19 protein-coding genes are annotated in these 19,824 nt (G+C 64.9%); 12 read left to right on the top strand and 7 right to left on the bottom strand.

Going from position 1 to position 19,824, the window contains the following annotated elements; translation table 11 throughout:
• Positions 1 to 195: 195 nt before the first annotated feature.
• Complete coding sequence (gene trhP, locus BM279_RS00660; RefSeq protein WP_093500000.1) at positions 196 to 1,503, top strand: prephenate-dependent tRNA uridine(34) hydroxylase TrhP; 1,308 nt, start codon at positions 196 to 198, stop codon at positions 1,501 to 1,503.
• 107 nt (positions 1,504 to 1,610) lie between these two features.
• Here the strand turns inward: trhP and BM279_RS00655 are convergent, their stop codons facing one another.
• Both BM279_RS00655 and BM279_RS00650 read right to left on the bottom strand, forming a co-directional pair.
• Entirely contained in the window at positions 1,611 to 2,318 is a 708-nt protein-coding gene (locus BM279_RS00655; protein ID WP_093499998.1) for a 3'-5' exonuclease, read from the bottom strand.
• Positions 2,315 to 4,246, bottom strand: a complete 1,932-nt coding sequence (locus BM279_RS00650; RefSeq protein ID WP_093499996.1) for a putative nucleotidyltransferase substrate binding domain-containing protein — start codon at positions 4,244 to 4,246, stop codon at positions 2,315 to 2,317. Before BM279_RS00650 ends, BM279_RS00655 begins: the two co-directional genes overlap by 4 nt.
• A 200-nt stretch (positions 4,247 to 4,446) precedes the next feature.
• Here BM279_RS00650 and BM279_RS00645 point away from each other — a divergent pair, with 200 nt between their 5' ends.
• Together BM279_RS00645 and BM279_RS00640 are read left to right on the top strand one after the other, a co-directional pair.
• Complete coding sequence (locus tag BM279_RS00645; protein WP_093499994.1) at positions 4,447 to 5,490, top strand: glycoside hydrolase family 5 protein; 1,044 nt, start codon at positions 4,447 to 4,449, stop codon at positions 5,488 to 5,490.
• A gap of 87 nt (positions 5,491 to 5,577) precedes the next feature.
• Positions 5,578 to 6,621 carry an acyltransferase family protein gene (locus BM279_RS00640; RefSeq protein ID WP_093499992.1) on the top strand — a complete coding sequence of 348 codons (1,044 nt, stop codon included), beginning with the start codon at positions 5,578 to 5,580 and terminating at the stop codon, positions 6,619 to 6,621.
• 247 nt (positions 6,622 to 6,868) lie between these two features.
• Here BM279_RS00640 and BM279_RS00635 read toward each other — a convergent pair whose 3' ends face one another.
• On the bottom strand, positions 6,869 to 9,046 hold the full coding sequence (locus BM279_RS00635) for a malate synthase G (RefSeq protein WP_093499990.1): 2,178 nt from the start codon (positions 9,044 to 9,046) through the stop codon (positions 6,869 to 6,871).
• Positions 9,047 to 9,354: 308 nt separating this feature from the next.
• Here BM279_RS00635 and BM279_RS00630 point away from each other — a divergent pair, with 308 nt between their 5' ends.
• Both BM279_RS00630 and BM279_RS00625 read left to right on the top strand, forming a co-directional pair.
• On the top strand, positions 9,355 to 9,801 hold the full coding sequence (locus BM279_RS00630) for a GNAT family N-acetyltransferase (RefSeq protein ID WP_093499988.1): 447 nt from the start codon (positions 9,355 to 9,357) through the stop codon (positions 9,799 to 9,801).
• A 23-nt stretch (positions 9,802 to 9,824) separates the two neighbouring features.
• The gene (locus BM279_RS00625) at positions 9,825 to 10,343 is read left to right on the top strand and encodes a glycine cleavage system transcriptional repressor (protein WP_013792932.1); all 519 of its coding nucleotides are present in this window, start codon (positions 9,825 to 9,827) and stop codon (positions 10,341 to 10,343) included.
• 56 nt (positions 10,344 to 10,399) lie between these two features.
• Here the strand turns inward: BM279_RS00625 and rarD are convergent, their stop codons facing one another.
• The 4 genes from rarD to BM279_RS00605 form a co-directional block, all read right to left on the bottom strand.
• Positions 10,400 to 11,296, bottom strand: coding sequence for an EamA family transporter RarD (gene rarD, locus BM279_RS00620; RefSeq protein ID WP_093499985.1), 897 nt, complete (start codon positions 11,294 to 11,296; stop codon positions 10,400 to 10,402).
• 90 nt (positions 11,297 to 11,386) lie between these two features.
• Positions 11,387 to 12,361 (bottom strand): serine/threonine protein kinase, encoded by a 975-nt coding sequence (locus BM279_RS00615; RefSeq protein ID WP_093499983.1) that lies wholly within the window; start codon positions 12,359 to 12,361, stop codon positions 11,387 to 11,389.
• A gap of 66 nt (positions 12,362 to 12,427) precedes the next feature.
• Complete coding sequence (locus BM279_RS00610) at positions 12,428 to 13,192, bottom strand: TOBE domain-containing protein (RefSeq protein WP_093501190.1); 765 nt, start codon at positions 13,190 to 13,192, stop codon at positions 12,428 to 12,430.
• Positions 13,193 to 13,250: 58 nt separating this feature from the next.
• The gene (locus BM279_RS00605; RefSeq protein WP_167363076.1) at positions 13,251 to 13,988 is read right to left on the bottom strand and encodes a ComF family protein; all 738 of its coding nucleotides are present in this window, start codon (positions 13,986 to 13,988) and stop codon (positions 13,251 to 13,253) included.
• A gap of 82 nt (positions 13,989 to 14,070) precedes the next feature.
• Between BM279_RS00605 and bioB the strand changes: the two genes are divergently transcribed.
• From bioB to BM279_RS00570, 7 genes are all read left to right on the top strand, one after another.
• A complete protein-coding gene (gene bioB / locus BM279_RS00600) occupies positions 14,071 to 15,126 on the top strand; it encodes a biotin synthase BioB (RefSeq protein ID WP_093499981.1) in 1,056 nt (351 codons plus the stop codon).
• A 91-nt stretch (positions 15,127 to 15,217) separates the two neighbouring features.
• Positions 15,218 to 16,390 carry an 8-amino-7-oxononanoate synthase gene (bioF, locus tag BM279_RS00595; RefSeq protein WP_093499979.1) on the top strand — a complete coding sequence of 391 codons (1,173 nt, stop codon included), beginning with the start codon at positions 15,218 to 15,220 and terminating at the stop codon, positions 16,388 to 16,390.
• The gene (locus BM279_RS00590; RefSeq protein WP_093499977.1) at positions 16,390 to 17,097 is read left to right on the top strand and encodes an alpha/beta fold hydrolase; all 708 of its coding nucleotides are present in this window, start codon (positions 16,390 to 16,392) and stop codon (positions 17,095 to 17,097) included. The genes bioF and BM279_RS00590 overlap by 1 nt, the downstream gene beginning before the upstream one ends.
• On the top strand, positions 17,094 to 17,885 hold the full coding sequence (gene bioC / locus BM279_RS00585; RefSeq protein ID WP_093499975.1) for a malonyl-ACP O-methyltransferase BioC: 792 nt from the start codon (positions 17,094 to 17,096) through the stop codon (positions 17,883 to 17,885). The genes BM279_RS00590 and bioC overlap by 4 nt, the downstream gene beginning before the upstream one ends.
• A complete protein-coding gene (bioD, locus tag BM279_RS00580; RefSeq protein ID WP_093499973.1) occupies positions 17,882 to 18,565 on the top strand; it encodes a dethiobiotin synthase in 684 nt (227 codons plus the stop codon). Before bioC ends, bioD begins: the two co-directional genes overlap by 4 nt.
• 92 nt (positions 18,566 to 18,657) lie before the next feature.
• Positions 18,658 to 18,924, top strand: coding sequence for a hypothetical protein (locus BM279_RS00575; protein WP_093499971.1), 267 nt, complete (start codon positions 18,658 to 18,660; stop codon positions 18,922 to 18,924).
• Between the two features lie 45 nt (positions 18,925 to 18,969).
• Positions 18,970 to 19,713, top strand: a complete 744-nt coding sequence (locus BM279_RS00570) for a putative metalloprotease CJM1_0395 family protein (RefSeq protein WP_093499969.1) — start codon at positions 18,970 to 18,972, stop codon at positions 19,711 to 19,713.
• Positions 19,714 to 19,824: the final 111 nt, after the last annotated feature.

Raw genomic sequence — 19,824 nt, 5'->3', positions numbered from 1 at the left:
TACGCGAGGAGCGTGTGGCGCGGCAACAGCTGGCTCGCAGCATCGCCGGGCTGTTTCCCGTACGCTGGCCAGGCGGCGAGGGCCGCCGATCCGCACGGCAGGCCGTACACGCGCCGCCATAGACCTGGATCAATGGTTGGGCGGGCCGGCCTCTCTAGAATCACCGGCCCTGTTTTTCCGCGAGTTCGTTGCACCATGTCTAGCCAACCGTTTCGCCCCGAACTGCTATCACCGGCCGGCAGCCTGAAGAACATGCGCTACGCCTTCGCCTACGGCGCCGATGCGGTGTACGCGGGACAGCCCCGCTACAGCCTGCGGGTGCGCAACAACGAGTTCGACCACGCCAACCTGGCCCAGGGCATTCGCGAGGCCCATGTGCTGGGCAAGCGCTTCTACGTGGTGGTCAACATCGCGCCGCACAACGCCAAGCTGAAGACCTTTCTTGACGACCTGCAGCCGGTGATCGACATGGCGCCGGATGCGCTGATCATGTCCGACCCGGGGCTGATCATGCTGGTGCGTGGTCGTTATCCACAGACGCCCATCCACCTCTCGGTGCAGGCCAATGCGGTGAACTGGGCCAGCGTGGCGTTCTGGCAGGGGCAGGGGCTGGAGCGGGTGATCCTGTCGCGGGAGCTGTCGCTCGGCGAGATCGAGGAAATCCGCACCCAGGTGCCGGAGATCGAGTTGGAAGTGTTCGTCCACGGCGCCCTGTGCATGGCCTACTCGGGGCGTTGCCTGTTGTCCGGCTACCTCAACCGCCGCGACCCCAACCAGGGCGCCTGCACCAATGCCTGCCGCTGGCAGTACGACCTCAAGGCGGCGGGCGAGAACGAACTCGGCGAGGTCGTCCGGGTGGTCGAGCCGACGCTGGGTATCGGCGCGCCGAGCGAGCAGGTGTTCGTGCTCGAGGATGGCGAACAGCAGATGCCGGTGTTCGAGGACGAGCACGGTACCTACATCATGAACTCCCGGGACCTGCGCGCCGTGCAGCACGTAGAGCGGCTGGTGAACATGGGTGTGCATTCGTTGAAGATCGAAGGGCGCACCAAGAGCCATTACTACTGCGCTCGCACCGCTCAGGTGTATCGCCAGGCCATCGACGATGCGGTGGCGGGGCGGCCGTTCGACCGCGGCCTGATGGCCAGCCTGGAGTCGCTCGCCAATCGCGGCTACACCGAAGGCTTCCTGCGCCGCCACGTGCATGACGAGTATCAGAATTATGCGCATGGCAGCTCGGTCTCCGATCGCCAGCAGTTCGTCGGCGAACTGAGCGGCGAACGCCGTGGCGAGTTGGCCGAAGTGCGGGTGAAGAACCGCTTCACGGTGGGCGTCGGCATGGAATTGATGACACCGGAGGGCAATTTGCGCTTTACCCTGGAGCACCTTGAGAACCGCGCAGGTGAGTCGATCAGCGTGGCGCCCGGCGATGGGCATGTGGTGTACCTGCCGGTGCCACCCGAGGTGGATCTGCGCTTTGCGCTGCTGATGCGTGACGTGTAGTCAGAGCGCTGCCCTCCTGGGTATCGCTGCGCTCAACCACAGGCTACGGACGGTTAACGCTCCCGTAGCCCGGGTTAGCCGCAGGCGTAATCCGGGACGTTTTGCGCCTAGAGCGAAGGCCCCTGCAACCGCTGCCGCCAGCTCTTCAGCCGTTGCTCCAGTGCCTTGAGGCTGTCGGCCTGTTGCTTGCGGGCGCGGCTGAACAGGATCAGCGCCAGTTCGGCGGTTACCAGGGCGTCGGCGCTGGCGTGGTGGCGTTGGCCGACCTGCAGGCCGAAGTGCGCGGTCCAGTCGTCCAGGCCGCCGTTGCGGATCTCCGCCTGTGGGCAGAGCATGGGCGCCAGTTCGGCGACGTCGTAGAAAGGGTGGCGCAGGCGCAGGTTGAGGGTGTCCTTGAGGGCGCGGGCCAGCATGCGCTGGTCGAAGCCGGCGTGAAAGGCCAGCAGCGGGCTGTCGCCGAGAAACTCCATGAACGCCAGCAGCGCTTGGGCCGGCTCGATGCCCGCGGCGATGTCGCTGGGCGCCAGGCCGTGGATCAGCACGCTGGCGCTGACGGTGTGGCCGTCGCGGTGCAGAGTGCACTCGAACTGTTCACCGAGCTGGATGGCGCCGTTGTCTATGACTACGGCGCCAATCGACAGCACCTCGTCGCGCCTGGTGTCCAGGCCGCTGGTTTCCAGGTCGAGCACCACCAGGCGTTGCCCGGCGAGCGGTGTGTCGTCCGCCGCGCGTGGGACGGGCAGGGCGGCGCAGCGGCGTTGCTGGTCGGCGGGCAGGGCGCTGCGGCGGCGGGTCAGCCAGGAAAAGGCATTCATAGTTGGTAACGTAACCCCAGGCTGGTTTGCAGACGCTGGGCCTGACGGAAGGATTCGCGCAGGATGCGCCGGTCCAGGTGGTTGAGGCTGTCCGGGTCGAGGCGATTGGAGTACGGCTGGGCCTGGCGTGCCTGCAGCTGGTGCTGCTGCAGGCGCGTTTGCTGGATGAAGTGGTAGGCCTCTTCATAGGCGGCGCCATCCAGCTTGTCGATGATCCCGCGCTCGCTCAGTTCACGTAGCCGCTGCTGGGTGTTGCAGGCCTTGATGCCGTTGGCCAGGGCGAGCAGGCGCGCGCCGTCGACGAAGGGCGTGAGGCCCTGGGATTTGAGATCCAGGGTGTCCTTCTCGGCACCGCGCCTGGCTACCACAAAGTCTCGGAAGCGCCCCACCGGCGGGCGCTGGCGCAGGGCGTTCTCGGCCATCATGCGCTGGAACAGGCGGTTGTCGGCGATCTGCCCGAGCAGCTCGTCACGCAGGGCTTCGCAGCCGCTGGCGTCGCCCCACACGGTGCGCAGGTCGAAGTAGATGGTCGAGGCCAACAGGTTTTCCGGCGAGGCCTCGCGGATGAAGCCGGCGAAGCGCCGCGACCATTCCTGGCGCGACAGGCACAGCTGCGGGTTGCCGGCCATGATGTCGCCCTTGCACAGGGTGAAGCCGCAGCGCGCCAGGCGCCCGTTGATCTCCATGGCCAGCGGCAGCAGGCGGCCGCGCAGCTGGGCGGCTTCGACGTTATCGCCGGCTTCGAAAAGAATGCCGTTGTCCTGGTCGGTGTGCAGGGTCTGCTCGCGGCGGCCTTCGCTGCCGAAGCACAGCCAGGTGAAGGGCACGCCCGGATCGCCCAGGTCTTCGATGGTCAGCTCGATCACCCGGCAGACCATGTGGTCGTTGAGCAGGGTGACGATATGGGTGATCTGACTGGAGCTGGCGCCGTGGGCGAGCATGCGGTCTACCAGCTGGCGGATGTCCTCACGCAGCGCGGCGAGGGTTTCCACCCGGCCGGCGTGGCGGATGGTTCGCGCCAGATGCACCAGATCGACGCGCTGCAGGGAGAACAGGTCGCGCTCTGAAACCACGCCGCACAGCCTACCTTGGTCCACCAGGCAGACGTGAGCGATATGCCGTTCGGTCATGGCGATGGCGGCATCGAAGGCGCTGGCGCTCGGCGGCAGGTGAAAGGGTGCCTGGGTCATCAGGCCACTGATCGGCTGGTCGAGGGAGCTGCCGTCGGCCACCGCGCGGCGCAGGTCGCGCAGGGTGAAGATGCCTTGCGGGCGCAGGCCGGCATCGACGATGACGATGCTGCCGACCTGCTGCTCGTGCATCTGCCGCACCGCGTCGCGCAGCGGCAGTTCGGGGGCGCAGGAAATCGGTTGGCGCATGGCCAGCTCGCCCAGGCGAGTGTCGAGCGAATATTGCGAGCCGAGGGTTTCCACGGCGCGCATCTGCACCTGCTGGTTGACCTGGTCGAGCAGGCTGCTGACGCCGCGCAGGGCGAAGTCGCGCAGCGGCGTGGACTGGGCGAACAGGCGGGCGAAGGCGGCCTTATCGAGCAGCAGGCAGAAGGTGTCTTCGGCGGCCAGGTGCGCGGTGCGGGTGGCGCGCTCGCCAATCAGCGCGGCCATGGGAAAACACTCGCCGCTGGTGATCTCGAAGGTGGTCTCGGTGCCACGCCGCGCCGAATGCGGGCGCTGGCCGTGCACGCGGCCCTGCTTGACGATGTAGAAGTACTGCACCGGGCCGTCATCGGGGTGGATGATCACCTCGTCTTCGCCATAGAAGCGCAGCTGGCAGTGCTCGACCAGGTAGGCGAGATGGGCAGCGTCCATCTGGTTGAAGGGTGGAAATTTCTGCAGAAACTCCATGGTGCCATGGACGTTCTGGCGTACCGCTGTCTTGCCGGCCTGGACGAAATCGTCGGCTGGTTTCATTGCGCGCGTTCCTTTTGTTCTTGTAGCGGCATGGTGGCGAGCCAGGCCGGGAATCGACATAGGACGTAAGTCTAGGCGACAGATCGGCGAGCCGATTATGCCGACCTGCGGTGAACCTCTCACCACTATTGGCGTCCTGATGTGTCTGAGACGCGTTTTTCAGGCAGTCATCCCATCCAGGCACAGAGGAGACCTCACCTATGAGTGGCAGCATTCTGCGTCACGCCGTGGCGCTCGGCACCAGCATCCTGCTCAGTTGCGGCGTCGCCAGCGCACAAACCAAGCCGGTCGAGCTGATCGGCATCAACGTTGCGGGCGCAGGGTTCGCCAGCTCGGTGCTTCCCGGCAAGCACGGCACCAACTTCTTCTTCCCGCCCAAAGGCTATTACGAGAAGTGGCAGCAGAAGGGCATCAGCTGGGTGCGCTTCTCCTTCATCTGGGAGCGCCTGCAGCCCAAGGCCAATGGCGAGTTCGACGAGGCGTACGCCAAGCTGATCGACAAGACCCTCGATGAAGCCCAGCAGGCCGGCATCGAGGTGATGCTCGACGTGCACAACTATGGCCGCTACTACGGCAAGGTCATCGGCACTGACGACGTACCGATTTCCGCCTACCAGAACCTCATGGAACGCATCGCCAAGCGCTGGGGCAGCCACCCGGCCGTGTATTCCTACGACCTGATGAACGAGCCCCACGGCGCGGCCAACAAGTACTGGCCGCAGGTGGCCCAGGCCGGTATCAACGGCGTGCGCAAGCACGACTCGAAGAACGATATCTACGTCGAAGGCGCCGAATATTCGTCTGCATTGCGCTGGCCCAAGCTCAACGACAACCTGCTCGACCTGAAGGACCCGGCGGACAAGCTGATCTATTCGGCGCATATGTACATCGATCCGGATGCCAGCGGCCTCTACAAGACCGCCCTGGCCACCGATCTGGATCCGCAGATCGGCGTCAAACGCCTGGAGCCCTTCGTCAACTGGTTGATCGAGCACAACAAGAAGGGCCATATCGGCGAGTTCGGTGTACCGGCCGAGGACGAAAGCGGCCTCAAGGCGCTGGATCAGACGCTCGCCTACCTGCAGAAGCACTGTATTCCGTTCGCTTACTGGGCAGCCGGGCCATCGTGGGGCAAGAACAAGCTGTCCGTCGAGCCGGTCAAGGGTGTGGACCGTCCGCAATGGGCGGTGCTGAAGAAGTACCTGGGCGGCGGCAACTGCACCAGCATCGGGCCGGGAACCTGAAGCGCGGGTTGACGATCTGATCAGCGTGGCGGCGCTCCGGTCGCCGCCATCGCTCCTCGCGCTGACCTCGATCTCAAGGATTCCCGCATGCAAAACCGCAATTTATGGGTGGATTACGCCAAGGCCATCGGCATCCTCCTGGTGGTCTATGGCCATGTGGTGCGGGGCTTGCTCAACGGCGGCATCATCACCGAGAACGTGGATTTCCACTGGCTGGTGGACAGCATCATCTACACCTTCCACATGCCGCTGTTCTTCTTTCTGTCCGGGTTGTTCTTTTGGCATTCGCTGAACAACCGCGGCGGTGTCGGCCTGTTCTGCAACAAGATCGATACCATCTTCTATCCGTTCGTGCTCTGGTCCCTGCTGCAGGGCACCATCGAAGCGATGCTGTCGCGCTACACCAACGGCGGCGTCAGCATGGGCGAGGTGCTGACGCTGCTGTGGTCGCCACGGGCGCAGTTCTGGTTCCTGTACGCGCTATTCGCCGCGTTCTGCCTGGCGATTCTGCTGTACCGCCGCTTCTCGACGCGGGCCTTCCTACCGCTGTTGGTGCTCAGTGCGCTGTTCTACCTGCTGCAGCAGTGGACGCCACGTGTCGGGGTGCTGATATTCCTGGCACAGAATTTCGTGTTCTTCGCCTTGGGCATCTGGTTCAACCAGATCCGCGGTAGCATCGAATCCCGTGCTTCGGCCGTGGCCTTGGGCAGTGGCCTTGCCTTCGTGGTGGCGCAGTATGTGTTCCACGGCGTGCTGGGGCTGACCTACATCGACCGCGGCGCGGCGTCGCTGGTGGTGGCCTTTATCGGCATCCTGTTCACCGTCAGCCTGTGCATGGTGCTGGCGCGTCGGCCGGTGGGCTGGATGCTGACCCTGGGCGCGCTGTCGATGCCGATCTTCCTGATGCACATCCTGGCCGGCAGCGGCGCGCGGGTGATCCTCAACAAGTTCCTGGGCATCAACGACGACACCGTGCATATCGTCGTCGGCTGCCTGGCCGGCGTGCTGCTGCCGGTGATTGCCGCGAAGATTCTCGAGGCGCTGGGCATTAACTGGCTGTACGAAATGCCCAAACGCTTCTCCGTCTACCGCTGGCAGCAGCGGCGGGTGGCGGTGCAGCCGGCGGCTTGATCGTGTCTGGGGTGAGATCGCTTGGTGGGTTACGCGACGCGCAGAGAGCAGCGGTGTCAGGACGTAATCTGCCATGCGTCGTTTACCCACCCTACGGGGTGTGCGTGGTCTCTTCGAATCGTAGGGCGGGTGCAGGCGCCGCTTCGCCGTTGAGGCGTGTTACGGCGTTCGTGGCGCCGTAATCCACCAACCAATCTGCGAATAAAAGAAAACCGCCTCTCGGCGGTTTTCTTTTTTGCGTTGACGCTTAGCGCGCCAGGCTGGCCTTCAGTTCCCGACGACGGCGATGCAGCACCGGTTCGGTGTAGCCGTTGGGCTGTTTGGTGCCTTCGAGCACCAGCTCCACGGCCGCCTGGAAGGCGATGTTGGCGTCGAAGTCCGGTGCCATCGGGCGGTACAGCGCATCGCCGGCATTCTGCCGGTCCACCACCGGCGCCATGCGCTTGAGGCTCTCCAGCACCTGCGCCTCGCTGACTACGCCGTGGCGCAGCCAGTTGGCCAGCAGCTGGCTGGAGATGCGCAGGGTGGCGCGATCTTCCATCAGGCCGATGTCATTGATGTCCGGCACCTTGGAGCAGCCGACGCCCTGGTCGATCCAGCGCACCACGTAGCCGAGGATGCCCTGGGCGTTGTTGTCCAGCTCGTTGCGGATTTCCTCGTCGCTCCAGTTGGTGTCTGGCGCCAGCGGAATGCTGAGGATTTCATCCAGCGAGGCCGGGGCGCGTTTGGTCAGCTCGGCCTGGCGGGCGAACACGTCGACCTTGTGATAGTGCAGCGCGTGCAGGGTGGCGGCGGTCGGCGAGGGCACCCAGGCGGTGTTGGCACCGGCCAGCGGGTGGCCGATCTTCTGTTCTAGCATGGCGGCCATCAGGTCGGGCATCGCCCACATGCCCTTGCCGATCTGCGCACGGCCCTGCAGGCCGCTGGCCAGGCCGACGTCGACGTTGTTGTTCTCGTAGGCGCTGATCCACTTCTCGCTCTTCATGGCGGCCTTGCGCACCATGGCGCCGGCTTCCATGGAGGTATGGATTTCGTCGCCGGTGCGGTCGAGGAAACCGGTGTTGATGAACACCACACGCTCGCTGGCCGCGGCGATACAGGCCTTGAGGTTGACGGTGGTGCGCCGTTCTTCATCCATGATGCCGACCTTGAGCGTGTTGCGCGCCAGGCCCAGCACCTGCTCGACACGGCCGAACAGTTCGCTGGTGAACGCCACTTCTTCAGGGCCGTGCATCTTCGGTTTGACGATGTACACCGAGCCGGTGCGGCTGTTGGCGCGGCTATTGTTGCCGTTGAGGTTGTGCAGCGCGGCGAGGCTGGTGCACAGCGCATCGAGGATGCCTTCGGGCAGCTCGTTGCCGCTGGCGTCGAGCACCGCCGGGTTGGTCATCAGGTGGCCGACGTTGCGCACGAACAGCAGGCTGCGCCCGTGCAGGGTCAACTCGCCGCCGTTCGGTCGGGTGTAGACGCGATCCGGGTTCATGGTACGGGTGAAGGTGCTGCCGCCCTTGCTGACTTCTTCGCTGAGGTCGCCCTTCATCAGGCCCAGCCAGTTGCGGTAGACCAGGGTCTTGTCGTCGGCATCCACCGCCGCCACCGAGTCTTCGCAGTCCATGATGGTGGTCAGCGCCGATTCCATCAGCACGTTCTTCACGCCAGCGACGTCGGTGCTGCCGATCGGGCTGGCGGCGTCGATCTGGATCTCGAAATGCAGGCCGTTGTGCTTGAGCAGGACGGCGATGGGCGCGGCGGCCTCGCCCTGGAAACCGACCAGTTGATCGGCGTCGCGCAGGCCGCTGATGTCCCCATTGGTCAGGGTAACCAGCAGTTTGTCGCCTTCGATGCGGTAACCGGTGACCTCGGCGTGGGAGCCGGTGGCCAGCGGCGCGCTTTCATCGAGGAAGGCGCGCGCGGCGGCGATCACCTTGTCGCCGCGAACGCGGTTGTAGCCCTTGCCCTTTTCGGCGCCGCCTTCCTCGCTGATCGCATCGGTGCCGTACAGCGCGTCGTACAGCGAGCCCCAGCGGGCGTTGCTGGCGTTGAGCGCGAAGCGCGCGTTCATCACCGGCACCACCAACTGCGGGCCGGCCATGCGTGCGATCTCGTCGTCGACGTTCTCGGTGCTGACCTGCACGTGCTCAGGCTGCGGCTGCAGGTAGCCGATCTGCTGCAGGAAGGTTTTGTAGGCCGCCGCATCGTGTGGTTTGCCGGCCCGTTCGCGGTGCCAGCCGTCGATCTGCGCCTGCAGCTGATCGCGCTTGTCGAGCAGCGCGCGGTTCTTTGGCGTCAGGTCACGGAACACGGCATCGGCGCCGGCCCAGAATGCCTCGGCGGTCACGCCGCTGCCGGGAATGGCTTCGTTGTTGATGAAATCGAACAGCACCTCGGCGACCTGCAGGCCACCGACTCGAATACGCTCAGTCATCTCTCGCCTCTCTGCTTCGCTTAGCCTGTGTAACGGCGGGAACCCTCGATGCTGCGCAGACCGATCGCCTTGGGGCCGTGGTCGACGGCTGCCCGCGTTGCGGCGTGTCTGGAGGTGCTTCGTGAGCGGGGTTTTCCACAACCAGCAGGACTGGGTTTGGGTTCATGTAGTGGGGTTTGGCTGATACTACATGAACGAATTGGGAAAAACAGTCCGGAAATGATCGCCGCGACCTTGGTCGTATTCTTGCCAGGAAGCTGATTGGCGCACCGCTGCCTATACTGCAGACCACCTGTGAGGACGCCAACATGCCGACACGCGCTGCGACCACTGCTGATCTCGATGACCTGGTGCCGCTGTTCGCGGCCTATCTGACCTTTTACAAGGTCGACAAAAGCACCCGGGAGGTGCGCGATTTTCTCTCGGCGCGGCTGGAGCGCAGCGACTCGACGATCTTGATCGCCCGCAGCGAAGAGGGCGCGGCCCAGGGCTTCGTGCAGCTCTATCCGCTTTATGCATCACTGGCGCTGCGCCCGAGCCTGCTGCTCAGCGACCTGTACGTCGCCGATCACGCGCGGCGCCAGGGCATCGGTGAGCAACTGCTCGAGGCTGCCAGGCAGCATGCGCTGGCTACCGGCGCCTGCGGCTTGCAGCTGGAAACGGCGCGAACCAACCTGGCGGCGCAGTCTCTCTATGAACGTCTCGGCTATGTTCGGGATGAGGTTTACCTGACCTATTGGCTCGACCTGAATTGAGCGCCCACGACGAGGACATGAGCATGGATCACCTGATACTCACCGTTATTGCCCAGGACCAGCCCGGCCTGGTCGAGCGCGTTGCCCAGTGCGTGGCCAAGCACGGTGGTAACTGGCTGGAGAGCCGTATGTCGCGCATGGCCGGGCAGTTCGCCGGCATCCTGCGCGTTGATGTACCGGCCGCCTCCCATGGCGCGCTGATGGAGGCGCTGGGCGAGCTCAGCGCCCAGGGCATTCGCGTGCAGCTCGCCTCGGCCGGCGCAGAGCCGGACTGCACCTGGAAGTCCATTCACCTTGATCTGTTGGGCAACGACCGCGCCGGGATCGTGCGCGACATCACCCGGCTGCTGGCCGCCAATGGCGTCAACCTGGAAAACCTGGTGACCGAAGTGACGCCCGCACCCATGAGCGGCGAGCCGCTGTTCCACGCCCAGGCGACCCTGGCGGTACCGGAAGGCTTGCCGCTAAGCACCCTGCAGACCTCGCTGGAAAGCCTGGCGGATGACCTGATGGTGGAGCTCAAGCTGCGCATGGAAGACTAAGGGACTGAACCTGTTCGCCAGAAACGACAAGGCCGCTGAATCAGCGGCCTTTGCTTTCAAACGGTTGCCGGGCGCTTGCGCAGGGTTCGCCAGGCGTCGACGCTGTATACCGCCAGCCCCGCCCAGATAAGCAGAAAGGAGATGAGTTTCGCTGGGTCGAAATGCTCGTCGAAAACGAACACCGCCAGCAGCAGCACCAGAGTCGGTGCCACGTATTGCAAAAAGCCCAGGGTGGCGAAGGGCAGATGCCGCGCAGCGGCGTTGAAACACACCAGCGGAATCAGAGTGACCGGGCCGGCGGCCATCAGCCACAGCGCCTCACTCGTAGTCCAGAACGCCGGCTGACTGCTCATCGCGTCTGGGTGGAAGACAATCCAGCCGATGGCCAGCGGCAACAAAATCCAGGTTTCCACCACCAGCCCCGGCAGCGCGGCGACTGGCGCTTTCTTGCGGATCAGCCCGTAGGTCGCGAAGCTCAACGCCAGGGCCAGCGACACCCAAGGCAGGCTGCCCACCTGCCACACCTGTTGGCCGACGCCAATCGCCGCCAGCGCCACCGCGACCCACTGCAAGCGCCGCAGCCGTTCGCCAAGAATCAGCATGCCGAGCAGCACGTTGACCAGCGGGTTGATGTAGTAACCCAGGCTCGCCTCGAGCATGCGCCCGTTGTTCACCGCCCAGACGTAGATCAGCCAGTTGCCGGCGATCAGCGAGCCGCTCAGGGCCAGCACCGCGAAGCGCTTGGGGTGGTCGATCAGTTCGCGCAGCCAGCCCGGGTGCTTCCAGACGAGCAGCAGCAAGGCGCCGAACAGCGCCGACCAGATGGCGCGATGAACGATGATTTCCAGCGAGGGAACGGCCTGGATCGCCTTGAAGTACATCGGGAACAGGCCCCAGATGACGTAGGCGGAAAGGCCCAGGATGTAGCCGCGGCGCAAATCTGCGGTGGCCATGTAAGTCCTTATCGAGGCAGTGGGGAAAGCGCATCATTCTAGTGCGCAGTTGTCTGCGCGTTCAGCTTTTTCTTGCCGAATCCGTGAGTTTCAGAACAGCTTCAGCGGCTCTTCATCCAGCGCCGCGATCTGCTCGCGCAGCATCAGGATCTGCTCGCCCCAGTAGCGCTCGCTGCCGAACCAGGGAAAGCTCTGGGGGAATGCCGGGTCGTCCCAGCGGCGCGCCAGCCAGGCGCTGTAATGCATCAGGCGCAGGGAGCGTAAACCTTCGATCAGCGGCAGTTCACGGGGATCGAAATCGTGGAATTCCTGATAGCCGTCGACCAGTTCGGCGATCTGCCCGAGGCGCTCGTGGCGCTCCCCCGCCAGCATCATCCACAGGTCCTGAATGGCCGGGCCCATGCGGCAGTCGTCCAGGTCGACCATGTGGAAGGTCTCGTCACGGCACAGCAGGTTGCCGGGGTGACAGTCGCCGTGCAGACGAATCGCCTTGACCGGATTTGCCGCGAACAGTTTGTCCAGACGCGCCAGCAGGTCGCGAGCCACCGATTCGTAGGCCGGCAGCAGGCTTTTGGGAATGAAGTTGCCGTCCAGCAGGGTGGCCAGCGAGGCGTGACCGAAGTTGTCGACCCGCAGCAATTCGCGGTGCTTGAAGGGGCCCATCGCGCCGACCGCGTGCAGGCGGCCAAGCAGTTGGCCTAGGCGATATAGCTGATCCAGGTTGCCCGGCTCTGGCGCGCGCCCACCGCGGCGCGGAAACAGTGCAAAGCGAAAGCCGGCGTGCGCGAACAGGGTTTCGCCGTCACGCTGCAGCGGCGCCACCACCGGCACTTCGCGTTCGGCCAGTTCGGCGGTGAAGCTGTGCTCTTCGCGAATCGCTTCGTCCGTCCAGCGATCCGGCCGGTAGAACTTGGCGATCAGCGGCGTTTCGGCCTCGATGCCCACTTGATAAACACGGTTTTCGTAGCTGTTCAGGGCCAATACACGGGCATCGCTGAGGTAGCCCAGACTCTCGACGGCATCCAGAACCAGATCGGGGGTGAGGGCGGCGAAGGGATGGGTCATGGGCGGCTCCTGCGGTTGGCCGCAGAGTGTAACGCCTCGGCGCGGCCTGCACGGGCACTATTCGCCCTAGACCTGAGTGCCGAGCAGTACCTGAGAGGCGGCGAACTGCGCGCGTACCGGGCTGCCAACCACCAGGCCCAGGTCGCTAAGCTGCTCGGCAGGCGCCTGGGCGCACAGCGTCTGCCCGTTGGGCAGGCCGATGCGCACTTCGCTGGGGCCGTCGGCCTCGACCTGAATCTGTTCGATATGCCCGAGCAGGGCGTTGAGCGCCGGGTCGTGCTCCTCGCTGACCGCGCTGAGCTGTAGCCAGCCAGCCTTGATCAGCACCAGCAGCGCCACGCCTGGCTGCAGTTGCAGGTGGGCGGTGCTGCTGCGGGTGATCTGCGCCTGGATCGCCACTTCGCCGGGCAGTTCGATGTCGATCAGGTCATTACCGCCCTGTGGCTGGATCGCACGCACCCGGCCGCTGAGCTGGTTACGCGCACTGGTGCGCAGCATCAGACGGCCCAGCAGCTGCAGGTCGGCGTCATCGTCGGCGGCCTGCAGCACCTCAGTCTGGATCGCCTGCAGGCGTTGGTGCAGGTGCAGCAGGCGTTCTCCGCTCGGTGTCAGGCGTGCGCCACCGCCTCCCTTGCCGCCCACGCTGCGAGTCACCAGAGGCTGGTCGGCCAGGTTGTTCAGCTCATCGATGGCGTCCCAGGCAGCCTTGTAGCTCATGCCGGCGGCCTTGGCGGCGCGGGTGATCGAGCCCTGTTCGGCGATCTGCTCGAGCAGGGCCATGCGCTGCGGGCGGCGGGTAACGTGTTGGGCGAGCAGGGACAGGGTGGGCATGGGCAGCAGGCGATGAATGAGGGCGGTCGGCCACTGTGCGTGACGCTCCCAGGCGGCGTCAATCGTCGCCCGGAGCCGGCGTGCGCGCCAGGCAGTACACATCTACCCGCAGAGCGCCCGCGCGCATCAGCAGGCGCGCCAGCTGCTGAGCCGTTGCGCCGGTGGTCAGCACATCGTCGATCAAGGCCAAGTGCAGGCCGCGAGGCTGGGCGGTGAGTCGCAGGGCAAAGGCACCACGCAGATTGCGGCGTCGCGCGGCGGCATCGAGTTTCTGCTGGGCGGGAGCATCGCCGTTGCGCTGCAACCAGTCGCTGCGTTGGGGAATCTGCAGTGCGTGACTCGCCACCTCGGCAAGCAACTGCGCCTGGTTGAAGCCGCGTTGCCGCTGGCGCTTGGGTGATAGAGGAACCGGCAGCAACAAGTCGGGCCTTGGCAAGCCCTCGTTGAAGGCGTGAGTAAGATGGCGCGCGAGCAGATCGCCCAGCAGGCGCCCGATGGGCCAGCGGGCCTGATGTTTGAAGCGATTGATCAGCGCATCGACCGGAAATCCATAACGCCAGGGCGCTTCGACACGGCTGAATGGCGGCGGGCGTTTCAGGCAACTGCCGCATGTCAGGCCATCGACCGCCAGCGGCAGAGCGCAGACCTGGCAATGGGGGCCGAGCCACGGCAGCTCAGCGTCACACTCGGCGCAGAGCGGTAGTCGCGTATCTACCCGTTCATCACACAATAAGCAGGTTTGTTTTATTTTTAGCCAATTGTAAACCTTTAGGATTGCTGGTGGTTGACAGTGCATAAGGCTTCCTTAACTATGCCGCACATCCGTGTTGGGCCTGCTTCGACTCTAGCAGGCCGCCTGTAGATAAGGACTTGCCCCCATGAGCGCCAGTACCGCCACCTCCCTGCGTCACGATTGGAGCCTCGCCGAGGTTCGCGCGCTGTTCGAGCAGCCGTTCAATGACCTGCTGTTTCAAGCCCAGACCTTGCACCGCGCGAACTTCGATGCCAACCGCGTGCAGGTCTCCACGCTGCTGTCGATCAAGACCGGCGCCTGCCCGGAAGACTGCAAGTACTGCCCGCAGTCCGGCCACTACAACACCGGCCTGGACAAGCAGAAGCTAATGGAGGTGCAGAAGGTGCTGGAAGCGGCGGCCGAGGCCAAGGCCATCGGCTCGACGCGTTTCTGCATGGGCGCTGCCTGGAAGCATCCGTCCGCCAAGGACATGCCTTACGTGCTGAAGATGGTCGAGGGTGTAAAGGCTCTGGGTCTCGAAACCTGCATGACCCTAGGCAAGCTCGACAGGGAGCAGACCGCCGCCCTGGCCGAGGCCGGCCTGGATTACTACAACCACAATCTGGATACCTCGCCGGAGTTCTACGGCAGCATCATCACCACCCGTACTTACAGCGAGCGCCTGCAGACTCTGGCCTACGTGCGCGACGCCGGCATGAAGATCTGTTCGGGCGGCATCCTCGGCATGGGCGAGTCGCTGGACGACCGCGCCGGCCTGCTGATTCAGCTCGCCAACCTGCCCGAGCACCCCGAGTCGGTGCCGATCAATATGCTGGTCAAGGTCGAGGGCACACCGCTGGCCAATGAGGAAGACGTCGACCCGTTCGACTTCATCCGCATGCTGGCCGTGGCGCGCATCATGATGCCCAAGTCCCACGTGCGCCTGTCCGCCGGCCGCGAGGCGATGAACGAGCAGATGCAGGCCCTGGCGTTCTTTGCCGGTGCCAACTCGATCTTCTATGGCGAAAAACTGCTGACCACCGCCAACCCCCAGGCCGACAAGGACATGCGGCTGTTCGCCCGCCTCGGCATTCAGCCCGAAGCCCGCGAAGAGCACGCCGACGAGGTGCACCAGGCCGCCATCGAGCAGGCACTGGTCGAGCAGCGTGATTCGCGGCTGTTCTACGACGCCGCCGTTTGATCCCTTGCAGGCGCCAGGACGGCGCCTGCCCGTTGCCGGTGAGCCGTGACAGCCGGTAAGCGCTGGACGCTCTGCGCCTTAGGGTGAACCCATGAGTTTCGATCTTGCCGCTCGCCTGGCCGAGCGCCGCGCTGCCGATCTGTATCGTCAGCGCCCCCTGCTGGGCAGCCCTCAGGGACCGCTAGTGGAGGTGGATGGCCGCCGATTGCTGGCCTTCTGTTCCAACGATTACCTTGGCCTGGCCAATCACCCCCAGGTGATCGAAGCCTGGCGCGCCGGCGCCCAGCGCTGGGGCGTCGGTGGCGGCGCATCGCATCTGGTGATCGGCCACAGCACGCCGCACCATGAACTGGAAGAAGCTCTGGCCGACTTCACCGGCCGGCCCCGCGCACTGCTGTTCTCCACGGGCTACATGGCCAACCTGGGCGCGGTCACCGCACTGGTGGGCAAGGGCGACTCGGTGCTCGAGGATCGCCTCAACCATGCCTCCCTATTGGACGCCGGCCTGCTCAGCGGCGCACGTTTCTCACGCTACCTGCACAACGATGCGCAGAGCCTCGCCAGCCGCCTGGCCAAGGCCGAGGGCAATACCCTGGTGGTGTGCGACGGCGTATTCAGCATGGATGGAGACGTGGCCGATCTGCCGGCGCTGTGCGTCGAGGCGCGGCGCCATGACGCCTGGATGATGGTCGACGATGCCCATGGCTTCGGTACGTTGGGCGCCACCGGCGGTGGGGTGGTCGAGCAGTTCGGGCTGGGTATCGATGAGGTGCCGGTGCTGGTCGGTACTCTCGGCAAGGCGTTCGGCACCGCCGGCGCCTTCGTGGCGGGCAGCGATGAACTGATCGACACCCTGGTGCAGTTCGCCCGGCCGTATATTTACACCACCAGCCAGCCGCCGGCGCTGGCCTGCGCGACCCTCAAGAGCCTGGAGCTCTTGCGCAGCGAACACTGGCGCCGCGAGCACCTGGCAGCGCTGATCGCGCGCTTTCGCCAAGGCGCCGCCACGCTCGGGCTTACGCTGATGGAGAGCGACACCGCCATTCAGCCGATCCTGGTCGGTGACAGCGGCCGCGCCATGGCTTTATCCCAGGCGCTGCGTGAGCGCGGCATTCTGGTCACCGCGATTCGCCCGCCTACCGTGCCGGCGGGCAGCGCGCGCCTGCGGGTTACCCTGTCCGCGGCCCATGAGCAGGCTCAGGTCGATCAACTGCTCGACGCCCTGGCCCAGTGCTGGGCGCAGCTGCCGGGGGAGCCAAGGTGATGCGTCCATCGCTTATTCTGCTGCCCGGCTGGGGGCTGGGCAATGCGCCGCTGCAGCCCTTGGCTGCGGCGCTGGCTGATCAGGCTCAGGTCGCCATCGAGCCGTTGCCGGCGTTCGAGCACGCCGATAGCGAGCGCTGGCTGGATGCTCTGGATGAACGCCTGCCACGCGGCGTATGGCTGGGCGGCTGGTCCTTGGGCGGCATGCTCGCCACCTTGCTGGCGGCGCGGCGCGGCGCGGATTGTCCGGGCCTGCTGACTGTGGCCAGCAACGCGCGCTTCACGGCCAGCGAGGCGTGGCCTGCCGCGATGCCAGCTGCGACCTTTGAGGCGTTTCGCGAGGCCTACACGCTCAACCCCGCCACGACGCTCAAGCGTTTCGCCATGCTCTGCAGCCAGGGTGCTGTGGATTTTCGTGGATTGTCCCGCCGCCTGCTGGAGCAGGCCGATGGTAGCGATTCCCTGGCTGGCCTGGATCTGCTGGCCGCGCTCGATACGCGGGAGGCGCTGCAGCAATTCAGCGGGCCGCAACTTCATCTATTCGCCGCTGACGATGCGCTGGTGCCGGGCGCTGCTGCGGTCGCCATCCGGGCGCTGCAGCCAGTCGCCGAGGTGCGTCAGATCGAAGGCGCAAGCCATGCCCTGGTGATCGAGCAGGTGGGCGAAGTGTCAGCCGCAATAGCGCGCTTCATGGAGGCGCAGCCATGAGCGCCCGCCCGGACAAACGCCAGGTGGCGGCATCCTTTTCTAGGGCTGCCGACACCTATGACAGCGTGGCGCAGTTGCAGCGCGACGTCGGCCGGCAACTGCTGTGGTACTTGCCGCTGCACCTGCAGCCACAACGTTGGCTCGACATGGGCTGCGGCACCGGTTTTTTCAGCCGCGCGCTGACGGACTGGTATCCGCAAGGCGAGGGCATCGCCGTGGACATCGCCGAGGGCATGTTGCAGCACGCTCGGCTGCTGGGCGGTGCCCAGGCGTTCGTGGCCGGCGATGCCGAGCGGCTGCCGTTGCGCGACAGCTGTTGTGACCTGATCTTCTCCAGCCTGGCGCTGCAGTGGTGTGCGGACTTCGCCGCAGTACTGAGTGAAGCGCAGAGGGTGCTGCGCCCGGGTGGCGTGCTGGCGTTCAGCAGCCTGTGTGTCGGCACCCTGCAGGAGCTTCGCGACAGCTGGCAGGCGGTGGACGGTTTCGTACACGTCAACCGTTTCCGCCGCCTTGAGGACTATCAGGCGCTGTGCGCCGCCAGTGGCCTCCGGGTGGAGCGGCTACAGGTGCGCGCCCATCGCCTGCATTATCCGGAGCTGCGCAGCCTTACCCATAGCCTCAAGGCTCTCGGCGCGCACAATCTCAATGAAGGCCGCCCCGTGGGGCTGACCGGCCGAGCACGGTTGCGGGCCCTGGCCGATGCCTATGAACGGCAGCGTCAGCCCGAGGGTTTGCCGTGCACTTATCAGGTCATCTACGGCGTACTGCAAAAGGAGCCCCGACCATGAGCGCTGCCTATTTCGTCACTGGCACCGATACCGAAATCGGCAAGACCACCATTGCAGCAGGCCTGCTGTACGCCACTCGCATCGCCGGGCAGTCGACCGCGGCGGCCAAGCCGGTCGCTTCTGGCTGCCAGCTCACTGCCGAAGGCTTGCGCAACGATGACGCCCTGACGTTGCTCGCCCAGTGCAGCCTGCCGCTGCATTACGAGGAGGTGAACCCGCTGGCGTTCGCACCCGCTATCGCGCCGCATCTGGCCGCTCGGGATATCGGTGTGTCACTCGATGTGTCGACCTTGCAGGGGGCGGTTCAGGTGATTCTGGATAAAGGTGCGGACTTCACCCTCGTCGAAGGGGCCGGTGGCTGGCGCGTACCGCTGGGCGGTATGGCCACGCTGGCAGATCTCGCAGGTGTTCTGGCGCTTCCGGTGATCTTGGTAGTGGGCATGCGGTTGGGCTGTATCAATCACGCGGTGTTGAGCGCTGAAGCCATTATTGCTGACGGCTTGCCGCTGGCCGGCTGGGTTGCCAATGTGGTCGACCCGAACACGGCGCGGCTTGAAGACAACCTCGCCACGCTCGCCGAGCGGCTGCCGGCGCCCTGCATCGGCCAGGTACCGTTTCTGTCGTCGGTGTCCGCTGAACAGGTGGCGCAGCACCTCGATTTATCGCGATTGATGCTATGAACCCGGTCACGTGCAGCATTTTTGGTTGTACATCTTTTAACCGGCTTCTGCTTAAATGCACATCATAAGGTTCCTGCAGCAGGAGACGTCCCATGCAGATCTCGTCCGTCAGTGCTTTCACTTCCGGTATCAATACTATCCAGTCCGGCCAGCGCCGTGTCGATCAGGCAGCAGGTGAGATCGCCAGCGCCCCGGTAACCGCCGAGCGCGCCCAGGCCAACGAGCCTTCCGCAGCGCGTGCCGACATCGCCGAAAGCATGGTCGAGATGCGCGTCGGCCAGTACGAAGCCCAGGCCGGTGCTCGCGTCGTGGAAACCGCAGACAAGGTGCTGGGCACCTTGATCGACGTCACCGCCTAAATCGCAGCGCCCGTTCGGGCGCTCGACTCCAGGAGGGAGCACGCCATGCAGATTGCCGGTTTTTCCTCCGCCTATTTTCCCGCTTACTCACCTGCCGCCTCTGCACCGCGCCCGGTTGAGTCCAGCAGCTCGCCCGAGCTTGCCCGCGCCTCCTTCTCTCCCGTAGCCGCCGGCAACGAAGCCGATAGTGCCAACGCTGCCAGCTCCCAGGAAGAGCAGGGCAAATCTCAGGATTCATCCACACCCGCCAAGCCCGGCGAGTCACGCACAGCCCAGGAAGAGCAGAAGCTGCAGCTAGTCATCGCTGAACTGGCCAATCGTGATCGTGAAGTGCGTGCCCATGAACAGGCACACGCCGCTGTTGGCGGTGTACATGCCGGTTCACCCACTTACACCTATACCCAAGGGCCGGACGGCAAGCGCTACGCCTCTGGCGGAGAAGTAGGTATCGATGTCGGCGCAGTCGCTAACGATCCCCAGGCCACCATTACCAAGATGGAAATCGTCATTCGCGCCGCGCTGGCGCCTGCCGAGCCCTCTGGTCAGGATCGCAGCGTGGCCAGCCAGGCGCAGGCGCAACTGGCGGCGGCGCGTGCCGAGCTGGCGGTCACTCAGCGCGGTGAAGCTGGAGAGGGCAAGGCACCTGCCGACGAAAAAGCCGAAAAAAGCGACGACCCGTCAGTCACGGCCGACAGTGTCGCGAGCCCGCCAGTGCCAGCTGGCATCAGTCTTTATGCCGCGTCCACGGATGAGCAGCGGCCTTCAGGGCTGGTGGATCTTCGCGCCTGAACGCCTATAAGCAGCCTTGACAGCTATTGGGCGTAAACGTATGTTTCAAACATGTGTTTGAGGGTGTCGTCGACGCTCTCCCCATGGCTATTCTGCAAACGACCGCCCATC

Source organism: Phytopseudomonas straminea (genome assembly GCF_900112645.1).
Lineage (GTDB): Bacteria > Pseudomonadota > Gammaproteobacteria > Pseudomonadales > Pseudomonadaceae > Aquipseudomonas > Aquipseudomonas straminea.
This window is presented reverse-complemented; position numbering and strand designations above follow the sequence as displayed.

Bases quoted from the DNA above. Each gene is read 5' to 3' on its own strand.
- trhP (WP_093500000.1), top strand. From the start codon at position 196: ATGTCTAGCCAACCGTTTCGCCCCGAACTGCTATCACCGGCCGGCAGC.
- BM279_RS00655 (WP_093499998.1), bottom strand. From the start codon at position 2,318: ATGAATGCCTTTTCCTGGCTGACCCGCCGCCGCAGCGCCCTGCCCGCC.
- BM279_RS00650 (WP_093499996.1), bottom strand. From the start codon at position 4,246: ATGAAACCAGCCGACGATTTCGTCCAGGCCGGCAAGACAGCGGTACGC.
- BM279_RS00645 (WP_093499994.1), top strand. From the start codon at position 4,447: ATGAGTGGCAGCATTCTGCGTCACGCCGTGGCGCTCGGCACCAGCATC.
- BM279_RS00640 (WP_093499992.1), top strand. From the start codon at position 5,578: ATGCAAAACCGCAATTTATGGGTGGATTACGCCAAGGCCATCGGCATC.
- BM279_RS00635 (WP_093499990.1), bottom strand. From the start codon at position 9,046: ATGACTGAGCGTATTCGAGTCGGTGGCCTGCAGGTCGCCGAGGTGCTG.
- BM279_RS00630 (WP_093499988.1), top strand. From the start codon at position 9,355: ATGCCGACACGCGCTGCGACCACTGCTGATCTCGATGACCTGGTGCCG.
- BM279_RS00625 (WP_013792932.1), top strand. From the start codon at position 9,825: ATGGATCACCTGATACTCACCGTTATTGCCCAGGACCAGCCCGGCCTG.
- rarD (WP_093499985.1), bottom strand. From the start codon at position 11,296: ATGGCCACCGCAGATTTGCGCCGCGGCTACATCCTGGGCCTTTCCGCC.
- BM279_RS00615 (WP_093499983.1), bottom strand. From the start codon at position 12,361: ATGACCCATCCCTTCGCCGCCCTCACCCCCGATCTGGTTCTGGATGCC.
- BM279_RS00610 (WP_093501190.1), bottom strand. From the start codon at position 13,192: ATGCCCACCCTGTCCCTGCTCGCCCAACACGTTACCCGCCGCCCGCAG.
- BM279_RS00605 (WP_167363076.1), bottom strand. From the start codon at position 13,988: ATGCACTGTCAACCACCAGCAATCCTAAAGGTTTACAATTGGCTAAAA.
- bioB (WP_093499981.1), top strand. From the start codon at position 14,071: ATGAGCGCCAGTACCGCCACCTCCCTGCGTCACGATTGGAGCCTCGCC.
- bioF (WP_093499979.1), top strand. From the start codon at position 15,218: ATGAGTTTCGATCTTGCCGCTCGCCTGGCCGAGCGCCGCGCTGCCGAT.
- BM279_RS00590 (WP_093499977.1), top strand. From the start codon at position 16,390: ATGCGTCCATCGCTTATTCTGCTGCCCGGCTGGGGGCTGGGCAATGCG.
- bioC (WP_093499975.1), top strand. From the start codon at position 17,094: ATGAGCGCCCGCCCGGACAAACGCCAGGTGGCGGCATCCTTTTCTAGG.
- bioD (WP_093499973.1), top strand. From the start codon at position 17,882: ATGAGCGCTGCCTATTTCGTCACTGGCACCGATACCGAAATCGGCAAG.
- BM279_RS00575 (WP_093499971.1), top strand. From the start codon at position 18,658: ATGCAGATCTCGTCCGTCAGTGCTTTCACTTCCGGTATCAATACTATC.
- BM279_RS00570 (WP_093499969.1), top strand. From the start codon at position 18,970: ATGCAGATTGCCGGTTTTTCCTCCGCCTATTTTCCCGCTTACTCACCT.